This is a genomic window from Streptomyces sp. NPDC047072 (genome assembly GCF_040643855.1).
Classification (GTDB): domain Bacteria; phylum Actinomycetota; class Actinomycetes; order Streptomycetales; family Streptomycetaceae; genus Streptomyces.
Genome location: NZ_JBEYVC010000122.1, coordinates 1 through 21188, shown reverse-complemented (window position 1 = coordinate 21188; position 21188 = coordinate 1). Strand labels below are relative to the sequence as shown.

The 21188-nt window shown below is 70.9% G+C and carries 21 protein-coding genes; 11 read left to right on the top strand and 10 right to left on the bottom strand.

Features of this window, described 5'->3' with window-relative positions:
• The first annotated feature begins 62 nt into the window (after positions 1 to 62).
• The 4 genes from ABZ896_RS36555 to mug are packed head-to-tail and all read left to right on the top strand — an operon-like array spanning position 63 to position 3245.
• Complete coding sequence (locus ABZ896_RS36555; protein WP_360938838.1) at positions 63 to 836, top strand: SGNH/GDSL hydrolase family protein; 774 nt, start codon at positions 63 to 65, stop codon at positions 834 to 836.
• 6 nt (positions 837 to 842) lie between these two features.
• Complete coding sequence (locus tag ABZ896_RS36550; protein ID WP_360938836.1) at positions 843 to 1184, top strand: DUF4326 domain-containing protein; 342 nt, start codon at positions 843 to 845, stop codon at positions 1182 to 1184.
• A gap of 59 nt (positions 1185 to 1243) precedes the next feature.
• Positions 1244 to 2683, top strand: coding sequence for an adenylosuccinate lyase (purB, locus tag ABZ896_RS36545; protein ID WP_360938834.1), 1440 nt, complete (start codon positions 1244 to 1246; stop codon positions 2681 to 2683).
• 13 nt (positions 2684 to 2696) lie between these two features.
• Positions 2697 to 3245, top strand: coding sequence for a G/U mismatch-specific DNA glycosylase (mug, locus tag ABZ896_RS36540; RefSeq protein ID WP_360938832.1), 549 nt, complete (start codon positions 2697 to 2699; stop codon positions 3243 to 3245).
• A gap of 17 nt (positions 3246 to 3262) precedes the next feature.
• On the opposite strand, the gene ABZ896_RS36535 is transcribed toward mug, so the two are convergent.
• Positions 3263 to 4024: an ABC transporter permease gene (locus ABZ896_RS36535; protein ID WP_360938863.1), complete on the bottom strand. Its 762-nt coding sequence runs from the start codon at positions 4022 to 4024 to the stop codon at positions 3263 to 3265.
• Here ABZ896_RS36535 and ABZ896_RS36530 point away from each other — a divergent pair.
• On the top strand, positions 3965 to 4492 hold the full coding sequence (locus tag ABZ896_RS36530; protein ID WP_360938861.1) for a response regulator transcription factor: 528 nt from the start codon (positions 3965 to 3967) through the stop codon (positions 4490 to 4492). The genes ABZ896_RS36535 and ABZ896_RS36530 overlap by 60 nt on opposite strands.
• 142 nt (positions 4493 to 4634) lie before the next feature.
• Complete coding sequence (locus ABZ896_RS36525; protein WP_360938830.1) at positions 4635 to 5792, top strand: ROK family transcriptional regulator; 1158 nt, start codon at positions 4635 to 4637, stop codon at positions 5790 to 5792.
• A gap of 50 nt (positions 5793 to 5842) precedes the next feature.
• On the opposite strand, the gene ABZ896_RS36520 is transcribed toward ABZ896_RS36525, so the two are convergent.
• Both ABZ896_RS36520 and ABZ896_RS36515 read right to left on the bottom strand, forming a co-directional pair.
• Positions 5843 to 6604, bottom strand: a complete 762-nt coding sequence (locus tag ABZ896_RS36520) for a GntR family transcriptional regulator (RefSeq protein WP_360938828.1) — start codon at positions 6602 to 6604, stop codon at positions 5843 to 5845.
• Positions 6605 to 6740: 136 nt separating this feature from the next.
• Positions 6741 to 7625, bottom strand: coding sequence for an RNA polymerase sigma-70 factor (locus tag ABZ896_RS36515; protein ID WP_360938826.1), 885 nt, complete (start codon positions 7623 to 7625; stop codon positions 6741 to 6743).
• 136 nt (positions 7626 to 7761) lie between these two features.
• Here ABZ896_RS36515 and ABZ896_RS36510 point away from each other — a divergent pair, with 136 nt between their 5' ends.
• Complete coding sequence (locus ABZ896_RS36510) at positions 7762 to 8592, top strand: alpha/beta fold hydrolase (RefSeq protein ID WP_360938824.1); 831 nt, start codon at positions 7762 to 7764, stop codon at positions 8590 to 8592.
• Between the two features lie 171 nt (positions 8593 to 8763).
• Positions 8764 to 10350: an alkaline phosphatase D family protein gene (locus ABZ896_RS36505; RefSeq protein ID WP_360938822.1), complete on the top strand. Its 1587-nt coding sequence runs from the start codon at positions 8764 to 8766 to the stop codon at positions 10348 to 10350.
• A 176-nt stretch (positions 10351 to 10526) separates the two neighbouring features.
• On the opposite strand, the gene ABZ896_RS36500 is transcribed toward ABZ896_RS36505, so the two are convergent.
• From ABZ896_RS36500 to ABZ896_RS36485, 4 genes are all read right to left on the bottom strand, one after another.
• On the bottom strand, positions 10527 to 11888 hold the full coding sequence (locus tag ABZ896_RS36500; protein ID WP_360938820.1) for a tryptophanase: 1362 nt from the start codon (positions 11886 to 11888) through the stop codon (positions 10527 to 10529).
• 60 nt (positions 11889 to 11948) lie between these two features.
• Complete coding sequence (locus tag ABZ896_RS36495; protein WP_360938818.1) at positions 11949 to 13088, bottom strand: tryptophan dimethylallyltransferase family protein; 1140 nt, start codon at positions 13086 to 13088, stop codon at positions 11949 to 11951.
• Between the two features lie 292 nt (positions 13089 to 13380).
• The gene (locus ABZ896_RS36490) at positions 13381 to 14748 is read right to left on the bottom strand and encodes a cytochrome P450 (protein WP_360938816.1); all 1368 of its coding nucleotides are present in this window, start codon (positions 14746 to 14748) and stop codon (positions 13381 to 13383) included.
• Positions 14749 to 14856: 108 nt separating this feature from the next.
• The gene (locus ABZ896_RS36485) at positions 14857 to 15252 is read right to left on the bottom strand and encodes a DUF742 domain-containing protein (protein WP_360938814.1); all 396 of its coding nucleotides are present in this window, start codon (positions 15250 to 15252) and stop codon (positions 14857 to 14859) included.
• A gap of 264 nt (positions 15253 to 15516) precedes the next feature.
• Here ABZ896_RS36485 and ABZ896_RS36480 point away from each other — a divergent pair, with 264 nt between their 5' ends.
• Positions 15517 to 16776 (top strand): GNAT family N-acetyltransferase, encoded by a 1260-nt coding sequence (locus ABZ896_RS36480; RefSeq protein ID WP_360938812.1) that lies wholly within the window; start codon positions 15517 to 15519, stop codon positions 16774 to 16776.
• 158 nt (positions 16777 to 16934) lie between these two features.
• Positions 16935 to 18623, top strand: a complete 1689-nt coding sequence (locus ABZ896_RS36475; protein WP_360938810.1) for a DUF885 domain-containing protein — start codon at positions 16935 to 16937, stop codon at positions 18621 to 18623.
• 64 nt (positions 18624 to 18687) lie between these two features.
• Here ABZ896_RS36475 and ABZ896_RS36470 read toward each other — a convergent pair whose 3' ends face one another.
• Together ABZ896_RS36470 and ABZ896_RS36465 are read right to left on the bottom strand one after the other, a co-directional pair.
• On the bottom strand, positions 18688 to 19203 hold the full coding sequence (locus ABZ896_RS36470) for an immunity 21 family protein (RefSeq protein ID WP_360938808.1): 516 nt from the start codon (positions 19201 to 19203) through the stop codon (positions 18688 to 18690).
• 71 nt (positions 19204 to 19274) lie between these two features.
• Complete coding sequence (locus ABZ896_RS36465) at positions 19275 to 19760, bottom strand: rhodanese-like domain-containing protein (protein ID WP_360938805.1); 486 nt, start codon at positions 19758 to 19760, stop codon at positions 19275 to 19277.
• A gap of 94 nt (positions 19761 to 19854) precedes the next feature.
• On the opposite strand from ABZ896_RS36465, the gene ABZ896_RS36460 reads away from it, so the two are divergent.
• A complete protein-coding gene (locus tag ABZ896_RS36460; protein ID WP_360938802.1) occupies positions 19855 to 20301 on the top strand; it encodes an Lrp/AsnC family transcriptional regulator in 447 nt (148 codons plus the stop codon).
• A 2-nt stretch (positions 20302 to 20303) separates the two neighbouring features.
• On the opposite strand, the gene ABZ896_RS36455 is transcribed toward ABZ896_RS36460, so the two are convergent.
• Positions 20304 to 21188: SbcC/MukB-like Walker B domain-containing protein (locus tag ABZ896_RS36455; RefSeq protein WP_360938799.1), on the bottom strand; the 885-nt coding region annotated here is incomplete at its 5' end.

Below are 21188 nucleotides of genomic sequence, written 5' to 3'. Positions count from 1 at the left end.
GGGGCCGGACGTCCGGGGTGACCGACCGTCGGGTATGTGTACGGGATACCATTTCTTCCGCCATGCAGACGAATCCCACTTACTCCAGCCTGGTCGCCGTCGGCGACTCCTTCACCGAGGGCATGTCGGACCTGCTCCCGGACGGCTCCTACCGCGGCTGGGCCGACCTGCTCGCGGGCCGGATGGCCGCCGTGACGCCCGGTTTCCGCTACGCCAACCTCGCGGTGCGCGGGAAGCTGATCCAGCAGATCGTCGACGAGCAGGTCGACGTGGCGGCGGCGATGCAGGCGGACGTGATCACGCTGGTGGGCGGTCTGAACGACACCCTGCGCCCCAAGTGCGACATGGTCCGGGTACGCGACCTGCTGACGGAGGCCGTGGAACGGCTCGCCCCCTCCTGCAAGCAGCTCGTGCTGATGCGCAGCCCCGGCCGCCAGGGCCCGGTCCTGGAGCGCTTCCGGCCCCGCATGGAGGAACTCTTCGTGACCGTCGACGAACTGGCCGCACGGCACGGCGCGGTGGTCGTCGACCTGTACGGCGCGGCCTCCCTCTCGGACCCCCGCATGTGGGACGTGGACCGGCTGCACCTGACGGCGGACGGCCATCGCCGAGTCGCCGAGGCGGTCTGGCAGACGCTCGGCTACGACCCCGATGACACCGAGTGGCGCACGCCCCTGCCGGCCTCCGTGCCGCCGGGCTGGGTGGCCCGCCGGATCGCCGACGCCCGCTTCACCCGACAGCACCTGCTGCCCTGGATCGGCCGCCGCCTCACCGGCCGCTCGTCGGGCGACGGGCGGCCGGCGAAACGCCCCGACCTCCTGCCGTACGACCTGTAGGGCGCCGTGCACACGCGCGTGGTCAACGTCAGGGGCCGGATCCACGAGTACGGCCCCCGGCTCGAACACGCGCCCGCCGACCTCGTCTACGTCGGCCGCCGCTGGACGATGGGCGGCTGGGACCTCCCCCGGCACCCGCTCTACAACCCCTTCGCCTACGACACCGTGGAGCGCCGTCGGGACGGTACGCGGGCCGAGGTCATGGCGAAGTACCGGGCGTATCTGCTGGAGCGGCCGGATCTGCTCGCACTGGTGCCCGAGCTGCGGGGCAGGGCACTGGCCTGCTGGTGCGCGCCGGAACTGTGCCACGGGGATGTCCTGGCGGAGCTGGCGGAAGCGCTCTCATAGGTTCCTCCTAAGGAGCCCGCGGCGCTGGCCTGCACGAATCGCCAGTAGAATCCGTACACGTGACTGCTCCCGCCAAGCCCCGCATCCCGAACGTCCTCGCCGGACGCTACGCCTCCGCCGAGCTCGCCACGCTCTGGTCGCCCGAGCAGAAGGTGAAGCTGGAGCGTCAGCTCTGGCTCGCCGTGCTGCGGGCCCAGAAGGACCTCGGGATCGAGGTGCCGGAGCAGGCGCTCGCCGACTACGAGCGGGTCCTGGACACCGTCGACCTGGCCTCGATCGCCGAGCGCGAGAAGGTCACGCGGCACGACGTGAAGGCGCGGATCGAGGAGTTCAACGACCTCGCCGGGCACGAGCAGGTCCACAAGGGCATGACCTCCCGCGACCTCACGGAGAACGTCGAGCAGCTCCAGATCCGGCTCTCCCTGGAGCTGATCCGGGACCGCGCGGTGGCCGTCCTGGCGCGCCTCGGCAAGCTCGCGGGCGAGTACGGCGAGCTGGTCATGGCCGGCCGCTCGCACAACGTGGCCGCGCAGGCCACGACCCTGGGCAAGCGCTTCGCGACGGCGGCCGACGAGCTGCTCGTGGCCTACGCGCGCGTGGAGGAGCTGCTCGGCCGCTACCCGCTGCGCGGCATCAAGGGCCCGGTCGGTACCGCGCAGGACATGCTGGACCTGCTGGGCGGGGACGCGGCGAAGCTGGCCGAGCTGGAGGACCGGATCGCGGGCCACCTGGGCTTCTCGCAGGCGTTCACCTCGGTGGGCCAGGTCTACCCGCGCTCGCTGGACTACGAGGTCGTCAGCGCGCTGGTGCAGCTGGCGGCGGCCCCCTCCTCGCTCGCCAAGACGATCCGGCTGATGGCCGGGCACGAGCTGGTGACCGAGGGCTTCAAGCCGGGCCAGGTCGGCTCCTCGGCGATGCCGCACAAGATGAACACCCGCTCCTGTGAGCGCGTCAACGGCCTCATGGTGATCCTGCGCGGCTACGCCTCGATGACCGGCGAGCTGGCGGGCGACCAGTGGAACGAGGGCGATGTGTCCTGCTCGGTGGTGCGCCGGGTCGCGCTGCCGGACGCGTTCTTCGCGCTGGACGGCCTCCTGGAGACCTTCCTGACGGTCCTCGACGAGTTCGGCGCCTTCCCGGCGGTCGTGGCCCGCGAGCTGGACCGCTACCTGCCCTTCCTCGCCACGACCAAGGTCCTCATGGGCGCGGTGCGCGCGGGCGTGGGCCGTGAGGTGGCGCACGAGGCGATCAAGGAGAACGCCGTCGCCTCCGCGCTCGCCATGCGCGAACAGGGCGCCGAGCGCAACGAGCTCCTCGACAAGCTGGCCGCGGACGAGCGCATCCCGCTGGACCGCGCGCAGCTCGACGCCCTGATGGCCGACAAGCTGTCCTTCACGGGCGCCGCGGCCGACCAGGTCGCCGTCGTCGTCGGCCGTATCGAGGAGATCGTCAAACAGCACCCGGCGGCCGCGGGTTACACACCCGGGGCGATCCTCTGACACGCTCCTCGTCATGACGCGCTTCACCCAGGCGGAGCTTGAGGCCGCCCGCGACCGTCTCGTACCGGACGTCGTCGCGGACGGCCTCCATGTGCTGTTCTGCGGCATCAACCCCGGCCTGATGACGGCCGCGACGGGCCACCACTTCGCCCGCCCCGGCAACCGCTTCTGGCCGGTGCTGCACCTGTCGGGGTTCACCCCCCACCTCCTGAAGCCGTCCGAGCAGCGGGAGTTGCTGTCCTACGGCCTCGGCATCACCAATGTCGTCGCCCGCGCGACGGCCCGCGCGGACGAGCTGAGCGCCGAGGAGTACCGCGAGGGCGGCCGCCTGCTGGCCCTGAAGGTCGCACGTCTCAGGCCGCGTTGGCTGGCGGTGGTCGGGGTCACCGCGTACCGGGCCGCATTTGACGACCGCAAGGCCCAAGTCGGGCCGCAGGAGCGGACGATCGGGGACACGCGCGTGTGGGTTCTTCCGAACCCGAGCGGTCTCAACGCCCATTGGACGGCCGCGACGATGGCGGAGGAGTTCGGGCGGTTGCGGGTGGCGGCTTCCGAGGACTGACCGGTACCGGGCCGCGGTCAGGCGTCCCGGCGGCGCACGCTCCACGCCCCCGCCGCGAGGGCCGCGGCCGCCCAGGCCGCGGTCACGGCGAGCCCGCTCCACGGGCCCAGGTGTCCGTCGTACGACGTGTGAAGGACCGCCTGTCCCGCCCGGTCCGGCAGGTAGTCGGTGAAACCCCCGGCCGCGTCCCCGATCACGAACGAGACGACGAGGATGAACGGGATCAGCACGGAGAGCGCGGCTGTTCCACTGCGCAGCACCGCCGTGAGGCCGGCCGCGAGCAGTGCCATCAGGGTGAGGTAGATCCCGCAGCCCACCCCACCTCGCACCTGTTCGCCCGTGCTCAGTCCGTCGGCCGCCTCGCCGAGTCCGGCGCGGGCCGCGAGGAGCGCTGCTAGGGCGGTCACCAGGCCGACCACGAGGGTCGGCACGGCGATGGCCGTCGACTTGGCCGCGAACCAGCGTCCGCGCCGGGGCACCGCGGCAAGCGAGAGTCTCAGGGCGCCCTCGTGGAACTCCGTGGACACGGCCAGGGCGCCGAAGGAGATGGCGGCGATCTGGCCCGGCAGGACCCCTGACAGCGCCTGGAAGAGCAGGTCGGAGTCCGGGGCGGAGGACCCGTCGAGACCGGCGACCGCGGAGAACGCGGTGGTCGCGGCGAACAGGGCGAGCAGGGTCCCCAGGAGCGACCGCAGCGTGCGGATCTTGAGCCACTCGGAGTGGAGTACGGCTGTGTACGCCTCGTACGCGCGGGGCTGCGGCCCGTCCTGGAGGCGCAGCCCGACATCGAGGTGGTCGGTGAGGCGGCCGACGGGGCGGCGGTGATCCCCCTCGTCCGGCAGCTGCGCCCCGACGTGGTCGCCATGGACGTACGCATGCCCCTGCTGGACGGCATCGAGGCCACGCGCGCGGTGCTGCGGACGGTGACCGACCCCCCGAAGATCCTCGTGGTGACGACGTTCGAGAACGACGAGTACGTCTACGAGGCACTGCGGGCCGGCGCGGACGGCTTCCTGCTGAAACGGGCCCGCGCGGCAATGGAACGCGCCCAGCTGACCGAACGAGAGGCCGAGGTACTGCGCCTGATGGCACGCGGCCTGTCGAACGCTGAGATCGCCACACGACTGGTGGTAGGCACAGAAACGATCAAATCCCACGTGAGCGCGGTCCTGGCAAAACTGGGAGCACGAGACCGCACCCAGGCAGTGATCACCGCATACGAGTCCGCCTTCATGACTCCGGGTTGATCAGCGCGCCCCAAAGGGGCGCGGGGAACTGCGCGACCAGCCACAACGAACCCGCAGACAAAAACGAACCCGACACGGCCCAACCCAGCGGAGCGCCGGGTACGATCCGGGCCAACACGCGCACGAGCTGGGAGGACGGACGGTGGGGCGGCTGACCGGCGGGGATCCCTCGCTGCTGCGAAGGATCAACTCCGCGGTGGTGCTGCACGCGCTGCGTGCCACCGACTCCGCGACGCTGACCGAGATCACCCAGGTGACCGGATTGTCCCGGCCGACCGTCGAGGGCGTCGTCGAGGGCCTGATCGAAGCCGGTCTGGTGGTCGAGAAGGCGGCCGACGAGAGCGTGGCCCGGCGACAGGGGCGGCCCGCGCGGCGGTTCCGGTTCCGGGCGGAGGCCGGACATCTGCTCGGCCTCGACATCGGCTCCCACCGGGTGGCCGCACTCCTGTCCGACCTGGACGGACGGGTGCTGGGCGCCGTGGCGAAGGACGTCGACGAGAGCGCTCCGGCCGACGAGCGGCTGGAGCGGCTGCGTACCGCGGTCGCGGATCTGCTGCGCCGGGCGGGGGTCGCCCGGGGCTCGCTGCGGGCCGTCGGGGTCGCCTCGCCGGGGATCGTCGAGGCGGACGGGACCGTACGGCTGTGCGCCGCGCTGCCCGAGTGGACGGGGCTGCAGCTGGGCGAGCGGCTCAGCCGCTCCTTCAAGTGTCCGGTGCTGGTGGAGAACGACGCCAACGCGGCGGCGGTCGCCGAGCACTGGAAGGGCGCCGCGACGGAGTCGGACGACATGGTGTTCGTGCTGGCGGGGCTGAGCCCGGGGGCCGGTTCGCTGATCGGCGGGCAGCTGCACCGGGGCTATGGCGGGGCGGCCGGGGAGATCGGCGCGCTGCATCTGCTGGGCCGTGAGGCCACCCCGGAGAAGCTGCTGTCCACCACGGACGAGCCGCTGCACCCGCTGGACGAGCAGGCCGTCGCCGAGGTGTTCGCGCAGGCCCGCGCGGGCGACCAGCGGGCGCGCGCGGCCATGGACCGCTTCATCCAGCGGCTCGTCCACGACGTGGCCGCGCTCGTGCTGGCCCTCGATCCGGAACTCGTCGTGGTCGGCGGCTGGGCGGCCGGGCTGGACGGTGTACTGGAGCCGCTGCGGCGGGAGTTGGAGCGCTACTGTCTGCGCCCGCCGAAGGTGACGCTGTCGCTGCTGGGCGAGGCCGCCGTGGCGACGGGTGCGCTGCGGCTCGCCCTCGACCATGTGGAGGAGCAACTGTTCGCGGTGGAGGGCACGGTGACGGGGCGTCGGTGAACGGCCGTCAGGGCGCCCGGAGTTCCGGGGCGCCCTGATCCGTCGAACCGTCAGGAAGCCTGCTGTGCGGGCCCCTCCTGGATCTCCACGGCGCCGGAGTCCCCGAAGGTCAGGCGGCACGTGTCAGCGCGGTACGTGGCCACGGAGACCGCCGCCGTACGGCCCTCGGCGAGATAGCGGGTGGTGACGACGAGCACCGGCGCACCGGGCAGCCGGTCCAGCTCCTTCGCGTCCTCCGCGCGCGCCGACCCCAGTTCGACCGCGCTCTCCCGGCCCTCCAGCTCCAGGCGCTGCAGCTCGCGCAGCACCGCACGCGCGCGTGCGGCCCCGGAGGGGGCGTCGATCCCGGACAGCTCCGGCACCGACTGCTCGGGGATGTACAGGAGTTCGGCGGCGACGGGCTGGCCGTGGGTCGTGCGGGAGCGGCGCACGATGTGGACGGGCGTGTCGGAGCCGGTCTCCAGCGCGTCGGCGACGGTCGCGGGCGGTACCGCCGCGGCGCAGTCGACGGGCTGCCAGTCGTCGCCGGCCGTGCCCGGCCAGGCGTGCTGCTCGGTGCCGACGGCGACGCCCACGCGCGGGGGCGCGACGGTCGTACCGACACCGCGGCGGCGCTGCAACCTGCCTTCCAGCTCCAGCTGTTCGAGGGCCTGACGGAGCGTGGCACGGGCGACGCCGAAGCGGGCGGCGAGGTCGCGTTCATTGGGCAGGATCTCGCCCACGGAGAACTCGGAGTCCAGTGCTTCGGTGAGCACGGTCCTGAGATGCCAGTACTTCGGTTCCGGCACCGATTCCAGCTGCGTGGTCCCCACCCTGTCCTCCGCAATCGCCGTGGTCCGGCGGCGTTTTAGCGCCCTTGTTTATTAAAGGTTGTTGCACTTCTCTGCGACCATAGGGCGGCCCCCACCCTTGGTCAAGACCAATCCTGGATCCCCGTGACAGGGAGACTCACAGATGTGACAGGGAGTGCAGCTTGTCGGGGTTGCGGATGATGTAGATCGCCTGGATGCGACCGTCCAGGATGTCCAACTGGAAGACGGAATCGGGCTTTCCGGCCGACAGGACGAGCAGCGCGGGTCCGCCGTTGAGCTCCAGGAAGCGCCAGGTGATGTCCGGCACGCCCTTCTCGGCGACGCCGACGAGGAAGCGGCTGACATGGTCGGCCGACTCCAGCACCCGCAGCGGCGCCTTGGACTTGCCGCCGCTGTCCCCGACGAGCCGGACGTCCGGGGCGAGCAGCGCCATCAGGCCGGCCAGGTCACCGCCGGCGGCCGCGGCGAGGAACCGCTCGGTGAGGTCGCGGCGCTGGACGGGGTCGACCTCGTAGCGCGGCCGCCGCTCCTCGACGTGCTTGCGGGCCCGTCCGGCGAGCTGTCGTACGGCGGGTTCGCCGCGGTCGAGCATGCCCGCGATCTCGGCGTAGGGGTAGCCGAAGGCCTCCCTCAGGACGAACACCGCCCGCTCCAGCGGGGAGAGCGCCTCCAGGACCACCAGGACGGCGAGGGAGACCGAGTCGGCGAGGACCGCCTGCTCGGCGGTGTCGGGGACGGCGTCCCCGAAGTCGGTCACATACGGCTCGGGCAGCCAGGGGCCGACGTACGTCTCGCCGCGCGCCTTGACCTGGCGCAGTCGGTCGATGGCCAACCGGGTGGTGACGCGCACCAGGTAGCCGCGCGGTTCGCGGACCTCGGAGCGGTCGGCGGCCGACCAGCGCAGCCAGGCCTCCTGCACGACGTCCTCGGCGTCGGCGACGCGCCCGAGCATGCGGTAGGCGACGCCCAGGAGGACGGGGCGGTGCTCTTCGAACACATCGGTCTCGGTGTCGGTGGCCACCCGTCCATCCCAGCCGAGAGCACGGGCGGTGTCCAGGCGATATCGCCCGTAGCGCAACAGGGTCTACCCGCCAGTAGCAATTGCTGACAAGGTGTCTACAGCGCGTCCGCCCGTGAGCCGCCGTCGAGGAGCCCTCATGTCCGCCACCGTCTCCTTCAAAGTCCCCTCCCCGAGGGGACCGCAGCCCGTGACCGTCTCCTACGCGCGCGTGGGCAGCGGCGAACCGCTGCTCCTGCTGCACGGCATAGGCCATCACCGGCAGGCCTGGGACCCGGTGGTGGACATCCTCGCGGCCGACCGTGACGTGATCGCCGTGGACCTGCCCGGGTTCGGGGCGTCCCCGGGACTGCCCGAGGGACTGGCGTACGACCTGGCGACGACGACGTCAGTGTTCAAGGCGTTCTGCGAGACGCTGGAACTCGACCGCCCGCATGTGGCGGGCAACTCCCTCGGAGGCTTGCTGGCCCTGGAGCTGGGCCGCGAGAAGCTCGTACGGTCCGTCACCGCCCTGTCCCCCGCCGGGTTCTGGTCGCAGGCCGAGCGGCGCTACGCCTTCGGCGTCCTGCTGACGATGCGGCAGATCGCCCGTCGGCTGCCGCTGCCGCTGGTCGAACGGCTGTCCCGCTCGGCGGCCGGCCGTACGGCCCTGACGAGCACGATCTACGCCCGCCCCGCCCTGCGGTCGCCCGAGGCCGTGGTCGCCGAGACGCTCGCCCTCGTCCAGGCGACGGGGTTCGACGAGACCCTCAGGGCCGGTACGAGCGTCCGGTTCACCGACGACCTCCCCGGGCTGCCGGTCACCGTGGCCTGGGGCACCCGCGACATGCTGCTCGTGCGCCGTCAGGGGGTGCGCGCCAAGCAGATCATTCCCCGCGCCCGGCTGGTACGGCTCCCCGGCTGCGGCCACTGCCCGATGAACGACGACCCGGCGCTGGTCGCCCGCGTCATCCTCGACGGCAGCCGCTGAGCCCGCCGCGTCGGCGTCCTCCAGGGCCGGCCGGATCGGAATCCGGGGTTTCGCACACCGGTTCCCTTGTTCCGGCGGCCAGTTGTTCACTTGTGGTTTCCGTGCGCGCTGCGGTGTCCCAGTAGTTGTGGCAACGCACACTGGCCGGATCCCGTCCCTGGAGGCGCCTTCATGTCACACCGTCCGCTCCCCGGTCGCCGTAGCGTCCTGCGCGGCTCCCTGGCCGCGTCGGCGGCCCTGACCCTGCCCGCGGCGGCCGGTGCCGCCCCCGCCTTCGCCCTCTCCGGGCGCCCGCAGGCGGGCTGGGGCGTGCAGACGGGCGACGTGACCTCCGACTCCGGTCTGGTGTGGGTGCGTTCCGACCGCCCTGCCCGGATGATCGTGGAGACGTCCGCCACCGAGTCGTTCCGCAACCCGCACCGCTTCCACGGCCCGCTGCTCGGCGCGGACACCGACTTCACCGGTACGACCCGGTTGCGTGGTCTGCCGTCCGGCGAGCAGATCCACTACCGGGTGCTGCTGGCCGACCCCGACGACCCGCGCCGCACCGGCGAGCCGGTCTCCGGCACCTTCCGCACGGTCTCCCCCAAACGCCGTGAGGGGGTGCGCTTCCTGTGGTCCGGCGACCTCGCGGGACAGGGCTGGGGCATCAACCCCGACTTCGGCGGCTACACGATCTACCGCGCGATGGCGAAGCTCGACCCCGACTTCTTCCTGTGCAGCGGCGACAACATCTACGCCGACGGTCCGATCTCGGCGACCGCCGCCCTGCCCGACGGCAGCACCTGGCGGAACATCACCACCGAGGAGAAGTCCAAGGTCGCCGAGACCCTCAAGGAGTTCCGCGGCAACTTCCGCTACAACCTGCTCGACGACAACCTCCGGGCCTTCAACGCCCAGGTCCCGTCCGTCATCCAGTGGGACGACCACGAGGTGCGCAACAACTGGTACCCGGGCCAGACGATCCTCGACTCCGACACGCGCTACACGGAGAAGCGCGTCGACGTGCTGGCGGCCCGTGCCCGGCGCGCGTTCAGCGAGTACTTCCCGATCTCCACGCTCCGGCCGGGCGCGCGGGACGGCCGGGTGTACCGGGTCCTGCGGCAGGGCCCGCTGCTCGACGTGTTCGTGCTGGACATGCGGACGTACCGCAACGCCAACTCGCCCGACGACCAGACCGTCGACCCGCAGGGCATCCTCGGCGCCGAACAGCTGGAGTGGCTCAAGCGGGAGCTGTCGCGCTCGCGTGCGGTGTGGAAGGTGATCGCCTCCGACATGCCGCTCGGCCTGGTCGTGCCCGACGCCACGGAGGGCAAGGCGAACATCGAGGCGGTGGCGCAGGGCGACCCGGGCGCCCCGCTCGGGCGTGAGCTGCAGATCGCCGAGCTGCTGCGGTACATCAAGCACCGGAAGATCACCGGCACGGTGTGGCTGACCGCCGACGTCCACCACACCTCGGCCCAGCACTACCAGCCCTCGCGGGCGGCCTTCACCGACTTCGAGCCGTTCTGGGAGTTCGTCTCGGGTCCGCTCAACGCGGGTGCCTTCCCGGCGAGCGCGCTGGACGGGACGTTCGGTCCTGAGCGGGTGTTCGTGAAGGCGCCGACCGCCTCCAACGTCTCGCCGGCCGGTGGGTACCAGTTCTTCGGCGAGGTCGACATCGACGGCCACAGCGGTGAGTTGACGGTCCGGCTGCGCGAGGCGGACGGGACCGTGCTGTTCACCCAGGTGCTCCAGCCGGGCCGGGTCGGGCAGTAGCTCCCGTACTCTCGTGGGCGGGTCGCGCCCCGGCGTCATCCCCCGGGGCGCGACCCGCGAACTCACCGTCGATCACGGTGATTTCGCAGGTCGGGACCGATTGTCAGTGGTTGCCTCTACGGTTTTCCCATGACGCGCATCTGCTCAGGTTCCGGAGGTCGCCATTGATCGTGCCCTCACACCCGCTCCAGCTCGATGCTGAAGTGGCGCAGGATCGGGGACTGCTTCACGATGCGGAAGCCCTGGACGGACTCGGGGTTCGCCGCGATCCGTTGGAGCGTCGCGGCGATGTGGTCGTAGTGGCTCCGCGTGTAGACCCTGCGCGGCAGCGCGAGCCTGACCAGTTCGTAGGGAGCGCTCTTGACGGGATTGCCCTCCTCGTCCTCCTCCCCGAGGTAGAGGGAGCCCAGCTCCGCCGAGCGGATGCCGCCCTCCAGGTAGAGCTGGCAGGCCAGGGCATGGCCCGGGTACTGGTGCGGGGGTATGTGGGGCAGCAGCCGGCCGGCGTTGAGATACAGGGCGTGCAGGCCGGGGGGTTCGAGGATGTCGACTCCCGCGGCCCGGACCTGAGTGGCCAAGTACTGGGCGATGTCGGCCCGTTCCGCGAGATAGGCCGGTTCCGTCACCTCCTGCAGCCCCTGCGCGATCATGGCGAGGTCGCGCCCGGCCAGACCGCCGTAGGTCGGGAAGCCCTCGGTGGCGATCAGGAGGTTCTGGCACTTCTGGGCGAGTTCGGTGTCGTTGAGCGCGACGAAGCCGCCGATGTGGACGATGCCGTCCTTCTTCGCGCTCATGACACAGCCGTCGGCAAGACGGAACGCTTCCTCCGCGACCTGACGGGGGGTTCGGTCGCGATAGCCGTCTTCGTGCTGAGTGACGAGCCAGGCGTTCTCCGCGAACCGCGCGGCGTCGAGGATCAGCGGGACGCCGTACTGCCGGCAGAGACGGGCGGCCTCCTTGAGGTTGCGCATCGAGACCGGCTGGCCACCGCCACCGTTGTTGGTGATGGTCATGACCACGGCGGCGACCGGACCACCGCCCGTGGCGCCGAGATCGCGCTCCAGGGCCTCCAGGTCGATGTTCCCCTTGAAGGGCTCCTTGCTGTCGAGGTCGGCCGCCTCGGGGCAGGGCAGGTTGCGGGCCTCGCAGCCCGCCAGCTCCACGTTGGCCCGTGTGGTGTCGAAGTGCGTGTTGGACAGGACGACCGAGCCGGGCGACAGGAGCGTGCTGAACAGAATGCGTTCCGCGGCGCGTCCCTGATGGACCGGAAGGATGTGCGGGAAGCCGGTCAGTTCGGCCACCGTGTCGCGGAACTTGTAGAACGAGCGCGATCCCGCGTAGGACTCGTCGCCCTCCATGCCCGCCGCGAGCTGCGCCGCCGACAGGGCGCCGGTGCCGGAGTCGCTGAGAAGGTCGATGGTCACCTCCTCGGCGCGCAGGTCGAAGAGGCTGTAGTGCACGCGTCGCAGGGCCTGCTCGCGTTGCTCACGGGTGGTCATCGCGATGGGTTCGACGACCTTGATCCGGTAAGGCTCCACCGTGGTTGTGCTCCTGTCTGTGTCTGGTGCTTCGTAGCGTATGTGCCGGTGGGCGACGCTCTACGAGCTGGTTGCCGCCTGGGTCGGCCGCAGGGGGATGGTGGGATGGGCCGTGTAGGCCTCGGAGGAGATGTACGCGGTCACTCGCGGTGCCTGGCCCTGTTCATGAGCGAGGGCCAGGTAGGCGATGAGACCGGCTCCGTCCTCCAGCCGACGCGGGGTGACGGCCGACAAGGCACGTGTCAACGGCGTGACGTCGATGTCTTGTTGTTCGAAGACGGCGACGGCACGTTCATGGGCCTCGCCGTCGTGCCGGACATAGGCCCGCACCGGCATGTGGAGGGTGAAGCCGCTCGGGAGACCCGTCGCGGTCTCGGTGAAGGAGTGGCAGGTCAGTGCCGGGAGCCGGTCGGCTCGCGACTCCTCGGACGGCGCACGGCCGAAGCCTCCCACCGTCCGGAAGAAGTCCTCCAGGACCGCCGGTCGTGGACCGTCCGGCATACGGGAGAGGCGGCTCGCCCCTGCGGCCGTCAGGTTCTCGTGGCGCAGGTAGACCTTGGCTCTGGGGGCGGCCCAGTCACCGAGGTCGAGGGCGAAGAACGGATAGCCGTCGGACGACGGCAGAGCCGAGAGCCCCTGCTCGTACCCGAGGCGACGCAGCGCCTCGTGCACCGTCGCACCGGCTGTGTGCGCCCCGGACGCCGCAGGGTTCAGATACACCTTGAGGCGGGGCACACCTCCCGGACGCAACTCCATTGCCAGCCACAGGGCAAGGGAGCCCTGGGGAGCGGTCGGCAGGAACAGGTCCTCGATCAGGTCGAGTTGACGGACGCCGAACCCCCAGCGCCCCGCCAGCGTGTGGAGCACGCGCCAGCCGGTCCGGCCGTTGTCGACAAGGTTGTCCGCGGCACAGCCGGGTTCGAACAGCAGACGCAACGACGGGGTCTCGCCGGGACGGCAGGACAGCGAGAACTCGATCGGCGTGTGGTCGTCCGACAGAAAGCTGCGGGAGGGCGGCGGCAGGTTCAGCGGGCGCTGGGCGGCGCTGCCCAACGACTCGGCCAGGACGCTCGCGTAGGCCTTGGTGTCGCTCGGAGCCAGTCCGACGACGTCGCCCAGCTGCTGCAGCTGGTTCTCGGCGAACACCCCGAGCGTCATGGACCTGTCGTGGCCCGCGAGGTCGAGGTCGGGGGCGGTCATGCGGCCCTCCGACGTGCGGTGGGAGTGCGGTGAGTGCCCTCCAGCACGAGGCCGGGATACGCGTCTCTTAAGACGTGTATCCCGGCCTCGGTGGAACGGGGCCCTTCAGGTCGTATGAGGAAGTCGAGCTCTGCGAGCCTCCATGAAGTGACGGACTGTTGACGTTGAACGGAGGGGCGGCACAGGCGAGGCACCACGTCTCCTTCGGCTTGAAACCGACGAATGCCGCGACTGACTACCCGTGTGGTTCAACGTTCATGCGAAAGACGGAAGTTGACACATGTTGCCTACGTCACCTCTTCAGCCACGAGAGGAACGAGCTCCACACTCCGACAGGCTCCGCCGGCTTGCGTGCCGCGGCGTCGTACCCGGCAGGTGCGGAGACCGGCGTGTGGGCGGGCATCGGACGGGGCTGTACGGCCGCCACCTGCGGGCGCGCCCCGGGCGCGGCCGGGATCGGGGTGAAGCGGGCGGGCAGCGAGGCCAGCGCCCGGTTGAACGGGCCGGGGCGCCAGGTCAGGCTGTCCTCGGGGACCGCGAGCTGGATGTCGGGCAGCCGGTTGAGCAGGTTCTCGATGGCCGTCGTGGCGATGAGCCGGGCGGGCTCCTTGGACGGGCAGGCGTGCGGGCCCGCGCTCCAGGCCAGGTGGGCCCGGTCGCCGCCGGCCTGACGGGCCTCCGCGAGCGCGGGGCTGCTGTTGGCGGCGGCGAAGCTGACCACCATCAGGTCGCCCGCGCGCACCTTCTGCCCGGCGAACTCGATGTCCGAAGCCGCGTAGTGCGGTGCGTAGTTGGACATGGGCGGTGCTTCCCAGAGCGTGTCCTCGATCGCCTTGTCCAGGAGGCCGTTGGTCGTGTAGTGGTCGTCCGTGAACAGCAGGTGCAAGGTGTTGCCGATGAGGTTGCGCTCGGGTTCTCCGCCGGCGCCGAGAAGCAGGACCAGCTGCTGGGCCATCTCCTCGTCGGTGAGCTGGTTCGGGTGCTGCATGAGCCAGGACGTTACGTCGTTCTCGGGCTTGCGCCGCTTGATGGCGACCAGCTCGGTCACGGCTTCGGCGAGGACCTGGTTGGCCTGTTCCGCCTTGACGCCGTCGAATATTCCCGTGATGCCGAACAGGACACGGTCACCGATCTCGGCCGGGCATCCGAAGAGTTCGTTGAACACGAACAGCGGCAGCTGCTTGGCGTAGTCGTTCATCAGGTCAACCGAGCCGCGGCCGGAGAACTGGGCGATCAGATAGTCGGAGATCTTCCGCGTACTGTCGCTCAGCCGGCGGGGATTCACCTTCGCGAGAGTGTCCGTGACCGCCTGGCGGAGTCGCAGGTGTTCGGCGCCGTCGCTGAACATGCAGTTGGGCCGGTACGCGAGCAGGGGAAGAACCGGGCTGTCGGGACTGATCCGGCCCTCGTTGAGATCCCGCCAGCGGCGGGCGTCCTTGCGGAAGGTGTTGGAATCCTGCAGCAGTCGAAGAGCGGCGGCGTAGTCGGTGACGAGGGTCGCCTCCACGCCGGGTGCGAGCTCGACGGGGGCGGTCGGCCCGTAGAGCCGCATGTATTCGTAGTATTCCTGGGGATTGGCAGCAAATTCGGGACCGTACAGAGGAATTCGGCCGCCGTGGGCCGGGCAGCCGGGCGGGGGAACGGCTTCGCTGTCGGACATGTCTGCTCCTGATCTTTCCTGTGCAACGAGCTTTATCGACGCCTGGGCAGGTGTTCCCTCACCTCATGGCGCCGTACAAAAAAACAATGATTTCCTCGGGCCCGTCGGTCACCCGAACTTGGCCTCAAGACCATCCAGTACATCCCGCATGACCTGCGCGCCGGGACTCGCCCCGTCAGTCCTCGGCCGGCGAATCGAGATGTACCCGCTTTCGAGCAGCGAGGCGAGAAAGGCTCTCACTACTCCCAGGGGTAACTGACTGTGCCCGGCGATCTCGGCGACAGCCAGGAAGCCGCCCCTGCACAAATCGAGGAGATGCTCTTCTTCGGGCGATAATCGGCCCGGCGGCCGAGGTGCGCCCTCGACGGCTGCGATCAATGCGGTGAGCGGGAGCTGCGTTCCCCCGGAAAGACTCCGCCCCAGCGTGATGACATGCAGCCGAACTAACTCTGCGGATTCGTCTGGGTCTACGCGGAATGCCGGGTCCTGTATGTAGTGCCCCATATGACTCTCTTCGGAGGACGACCCGTGGCAGCTCCGGGTTGACAAGTGCGGAGATCATAACATCGGGCCGACGCCCTATGGACTGTCAACTTGCGAACCATTGGCAAAGGTTGACACACAGTCAGCACACCAGATGGGCGGCGCCCACCCCGGCGCCATTCACCACACAACAGTTTAAAAGGAAAATAAGGTGCAGACCTACGCTTTACCGATCAGTCACAAAGCGTTCGTGATCACGCAACACCCTTCCTTCACAGTGGTTGCATGACTCAAGACATGTCTGACGTGACGCGCCTCGCGAATTTCCTCTCCGCCGCGAAGGCGGGCGTCCACGCATGGTGGACACGCCGCCACGGTCACGCGCCGCCGACGGGCGATACCGACACCCGGCCGCCGCTGCCCGCCGGGCACCCGGCCGGGGACCCCGTGACCGGTGAGAGCACGCTGTGGCGGATGCGGACCACGGTGAAGGACGAGCCGGGCTCACTGGCCGCTCTGTGCACGGCACTGGCCGGGCTGCGGGTCGACATCCTCAGCCTCCAGACGCATCCGCTGGCCACGGGCACGGTGGACGAGTTCCTGCTGCGGGCCCCCGGTGCGCTGGAGGGCGACGAGATCGCCCGGGCGGTCGCCGGGGCGGGCGGCAGCGACACCTGGATCGAGCGGGCCGACACCCACGACCTGGTGGACGCCCCGACCCGGGTCCTCGGCCTCGCCACCCGTACCGCACTCGACGCGGCCGAACTCCCGCTGGCGCTACGGCAGTTGCTGGGCCGCTGCACCATCCGGTCGCTGCCCGCCGTACCGGTGGGCGGCGGCCGCGGGCCGGAGGGCGTGCCCGTGGAAGGGGTGCTGGAGGAGACCGTCATGCGGCTGCGGGCGCCGGAGGGCGGAGTGATCACCGTGGAGCGGCCGTACCTGCCGTTCACCCCGACCGAGTTCGCCCGGGCGCGGGCCCTGGTGGAGCTGGACGCCCGTCTCGGGCCGCGGATCCCGCGCAGCCAGGACGTGCTGACGCTGCCGGAGGGCAACGACATCACCGTGCGCCGGGCGGACACCCGGGACCGGGAGGCCGCGCGGGAGATGCACGAGCGGTGCTCGTCGCGGACGCTCGGGATGCGGTACCACGGGCCGGTCGGCGACGCGGACCGGTACCTGGGGCATCTGCTCAGTCCGCGGTTCGGGCGGACGCTCGCCGTGCAGACGGCGTCGGGGCGAGTCGTCGCACTCGGCCATCTGCTCTGGGACGGCGACGAGACCGAGGTGGCGCTCCTCGTGGAGGACGCGTGGCAGCGGCGGGGTATTGGGGGTGAGCTGCTGGAACGGCTCGTCGCGATGGCGGTCGAGGCCGGGTGCGAGAGTGTGTATGCGGTGACGCAGTCGTCCAACACGGGGATGGTGGCGGCGATGCGGGGGTTGGGGTTGCCGCTCGATTATCAGATCGAGGAGGGGACTCTGGTGATCACGGCGCGGTTGGACGCGCTGGTTTCCAAGGCGGAGGCGATCAACGCGGAAGCGCCGTAGAGGGTTCCTCTCGTCCGGCGGGTGCGGGTGTGTTGTGGCTGGTCGCGCCCACGCGGCGGAGCCGCAGATCGATGCAGCCCCGCGCCCCTGGGTGGGTGCGGATGCCGTTGGCTGAAACGGGATGACGTCAGGCCCGGCGCCGTATGAGGATGGACCCCATGTCTGAGACCCAGATCCTGCTGCCGCGCCAGGTCGCCGACGCCTACGTCGACGCGCTCATCGCCCTTGATCCCGTCACCGGTACCTATCTCGGTGTGAGGGAATGTTCGAGTAGGTTGCCCGATCTGTCGCCGGCGGGGCAGGGGGCGGTGGCGGAGTTGCAGCGGGCCACTCTCGCGAAGCTGGACGAGGCCGAGCGGCAGGTCGGTGCCGACAGCGACATCGAGCGTCGGTGCGGGCGCTTGCTGCGTGAGCGGCTGACCGCCGAACTCGCCGTGCACGAGGCCGACGAGGGCCTGCGCTCGGTCGGCAACATGGCCACGCCCGCGCACTCGGTCCGCGAGATCTTCACCGTCACGCCGACGCAGACCGACGAGGACTGGACGGCCATCGCGGAGCGGCTGCGCGCGGTACCGGCCGCGTACGCGGGGTACCGCGAGTCCCTCGGGCTCGGCCTGGAGCGCAAGCTGTACGCGGCGCCGCGTCCGACGGCCACCTTCGTCGGGCAGCTCAGCGAGTGGGCGGACACGGGCGAGGGACAGGGCTGGTTCGAGGACTTCGTCGCCGCCGGTCCCGAGGCGCTGCGCGCGGAGCTGGACGAGGCCGCCCGTACCGCGACCGCCGCGGTGGTGGAGCTGCGGGACTGGATGCGGGACGTGTACGCGCCGACCATCGAGGGCGCCCCGAACACGGTGGGCCGTGAGCGGTACGCCCGCTGGGCACGCTACTTCAACGGCACCGACCTCGACCTGGACGAGGCGTACGCCTACGGCTGGTCCGAGTACCACCGGCTGCTCGGCGAGATGCGCCAGGAGGCGGAGAAGATCCTGCCCGGGGCGGCCACGCCGTGGGTGGCGCTCGCCCATCTCGACGAGCACGGCAAGCACATCGAGGGCGTGGACGAGGTCCGCGACTGGCTGCAGGGCCTGATGGACCAGGCGATCGACGCGCTCGACGGCACGCACTTCGAACTCGCCGAGCGGGTACGGAAGGTGGAGTCCTGCATCGCCCCTCCCGGCGGTGCGGCGGCCCCGTACTACACGGCCCCTTCCGAGGACTTCTCGCGCCCGGGGCGCACCTGGCTGCCGACGATGGGCCAGACCCGCTTCCCGGTCTACGACCTCGTGTCGACCTGGTACCACGAGGGCGTCCCGGGTCATCACCTCCAGCTCGCCCAGTGGACGCACGTCGCCGGGAACCTCTCCCGCTACCAGGCCACCCTCGGCGGGGTCAGCGCCAACGCCGAGGGATGGGCGCTGTACGCGGAGCGGCTCATGGACGAGCTGGGCTTCCTCACGGACGCGGAGCAGCGGCTGGGCTATCTCGACGCGCAGATGATGCGGGCGGCCCGGGTGATCGTCGACATCGGCATGCACCTGGAGCTGGAGATCCCGGCGGACTCCCCCTTCCACCCGGGCGAGCGCTGGACGCCGGAGCTGGCGCAGGAGTTCTTCGGCTCGCACAGCAGCCGTCCCGCGGACTTCGTGGAGAGCGAGCTGACCCGCTATCTGACGATCCCGGGCCAGGCGATCGGCTACAAGCTCGGCGAGCGTGCCTGGCTGCTGGGGCGGGAGCGGGCGAGCGCGCGGCACGGCGACGCGTTCGACCTCAAGGCGTGGCACATGGCGGCGCTGTCGCAGGGGTCGCTGGGACTGGACGACCTGGTGGACGAGTTGTCGGCGCTGTGATCGGCGGGGGCTGATCGCTCCGGCTCGCCTCTCGTGGCCCACACCACGAGGCGGGCCGGGCCTGTCAGTCCAGCAGTCGCCGCAGTTGGATCAGCCCCAGCCAAGTCTCCGGCCCCGGCTGGACGTTGGCCGCGCGCACCGCGTAACGGCCTGCGGAGAGCGGGACGTTGACGTGGTCGGTGCGGGCGGAGTCGGTGCCGGGCCAGGCCGCGTCGAAGAGGACGACCGGGCCGGGCACCTTCCAGTCGACCTCGCCCTCCCAGGCGGCCGCGGCGAGGGCGGCGGGGACGCCGGCGAGGAGTTCGTCCTCGGAGTCGGCGGCGCACCACCGTACGAAGGTGTCGTACTCGGGGAGGTAAGCGGTCGCGGCGGGCTCGTCGCCGAGGACCAGGGCCGCGGAGTCGCCCACGGGCAACAGCCCCATGAATCCCTCGACTTCACAGGCCCGGTCGTAGTCGGAGGCCGTCTCGTCGCCGTCGGCGCCCGCCCAGAACGGCAGCACCGTCTCCGGCACCGCTATGAGCGGCCCGCCGCCCGACTCCACCCACTCCACCGTGCCCGGTTCCGCGTATCGCACCATGCGGCAGAACCTACACGCACAGGAACCTCCCAGTTGCACCTGCACAGGAATCGCACGGGATGCGACGGGACTCAGCAGCCGCAGTCGTCCGAGTCCGCCGGCGCGGTCAGCGTGTCGGCGGTACGGCGCTCACGGCCCTCCCAGGTCTCGAACTCGAAGCCCTCGCGCACCCAGTACTCGAAGCCGCCGAGCATCTCCTTGACCTGGTAGCCGAGTTCGGCGAGGGCGAGCGCGGCGCGGGTGGCGCCGTTGCAGCCGGGACCCCAGCAGTACGTCACCACGGGTACGGCCTTGTCGAGGAGTTGCTCGGCCTGCTCCGGGATGAGCGCGGTGGGCAGGTGGATCGCGCCCGGGACGTGGCCCTGGTCCCAGGCGGCGGTGGAGCGGGAGTCGAGCACCACGAAGCCGGGGTCGCCGTCGGCGGCGAGGGCCGCGGCCACGTCGGAGACGTCGGCGTGGAAGACGAGACTCGCGCGGAAGAAGGCGGCGGCATCGGCCGGGGCCGCCGGGGCGACGCGCAGGACGGGGTTCACGGTGAGGGTCTCGGTTGTCGTCATGGCCAGAAATCTACGGCCGGTGATCATCTTTCTGAAGGGGGATTCCACGGAGTGGACCTTGCCGGGCCGGGGATTCCCCTGCTATTTCTCGGGCATGACCGTGTATTCCCCGGACGCCACCGACTGGCGCATCCTCGAGGTCCTCCAGCGGGAGGGCCGGGCCAGCTTCGCCGAGCTCGCGCGGGCCGTCTCGATGTCGGCGAGCGCCGTCACCGAGCGGGTACGGCGGCTGGAGGAGGCGGGCGTCATCCAGGGGTACGCGGCCGTCGTGGACCCGGAGCGGCTCGGGCTGCCGATCCTGGCGTTCGTCCGGCTGCGCTACCCCAACGGCAACTACAAGCCGTTCCACGATCTCGTCGCGGTGACGCCCGAGATCCTGGAGGCGCACCATGTGACCGGCGACGACTGCTTCGTGATCAAGGTCACGGCCTCCTCGATGCGCCACCTGGAGGAGATCTCCGGGAAGATCGGCGCGCTGGGGTCGGTGACGACGAGTGTCGTGTACTCCTCGCCGCTCCCCCGGCGGGCCGTGAGCCGGTGAGATCAGCCGGTGCCGCGTTGTCTCAGCACCGACCCCGAGCGCCCCTTCACCACCTCCAGTTGGGCGTGGATCCGCCGCCGCAGATCGGGCACATGGCTGACGATCCCGACGCTGCGGTCGCGTTCGCGCAGTGAGTCGAGGACGTCGAGGACCTCGTCGAGGGTCTGGTCGTCGAGGCTGCCGAAGCCCTCGTCGATGAAGAGCGTGTCGAGGCGGACCCCGCCGGCCTCGTCGGTCACGACGTCCGCGAGCCCGAGGGCGAGTGCGAGGGAGGCGAAGAAGGTCTCGCCGCCCGACAGGGTCGCCGTGTCGCGCTCGCGGCCGGTCCAGGCGTCGACGACATGCAGTCCGAGACCGCTGCGGCCGCGTCCGGTGCGGTCGTCGGAGTGGACGAGGGTGTAGCGCCCGGACGACATCCGCTGCAGGCGCGCGGTCGCGGCGGCCGCCACCTGCTCCAGGCGGGCGGCGAGCACATACGACTCCAGCCGCATCTTGCGTTCGTTGTCCGCGGAGGTGCCGGCCGCGAGCGCGGACAGCCGGGCCACCCGGTCGTACTCGTCGCGCAGGGGCGCGAGCCGCCGTACGCCGGCCGCCGAGCTGTTGGACAGCCGGTCGAGTTCGACGCAGCGCCGGGCGGCGGCGTCCCGCGCGGAGGCGGCCTCGCGGAGCCGGTGGCCCGCTGCCGCGGCGGTCTGCTCCGCCGCGGTCACGTCGGCGGGCGGTCGCTGGGCCGCCGCGGCGGTCTCGGCCTCGGCGAGGACGGCCCGTACGGCGGACTCCTCGGCCTGCCACGCGTCCAGCCGGCGTTGCAGATCGCGGTGGGCGGCCTCGTCGAGGAGGTCCAGGCCGTCGCGGTCGCCGCCCGGCACTACGGCCGCAAGGCCCCC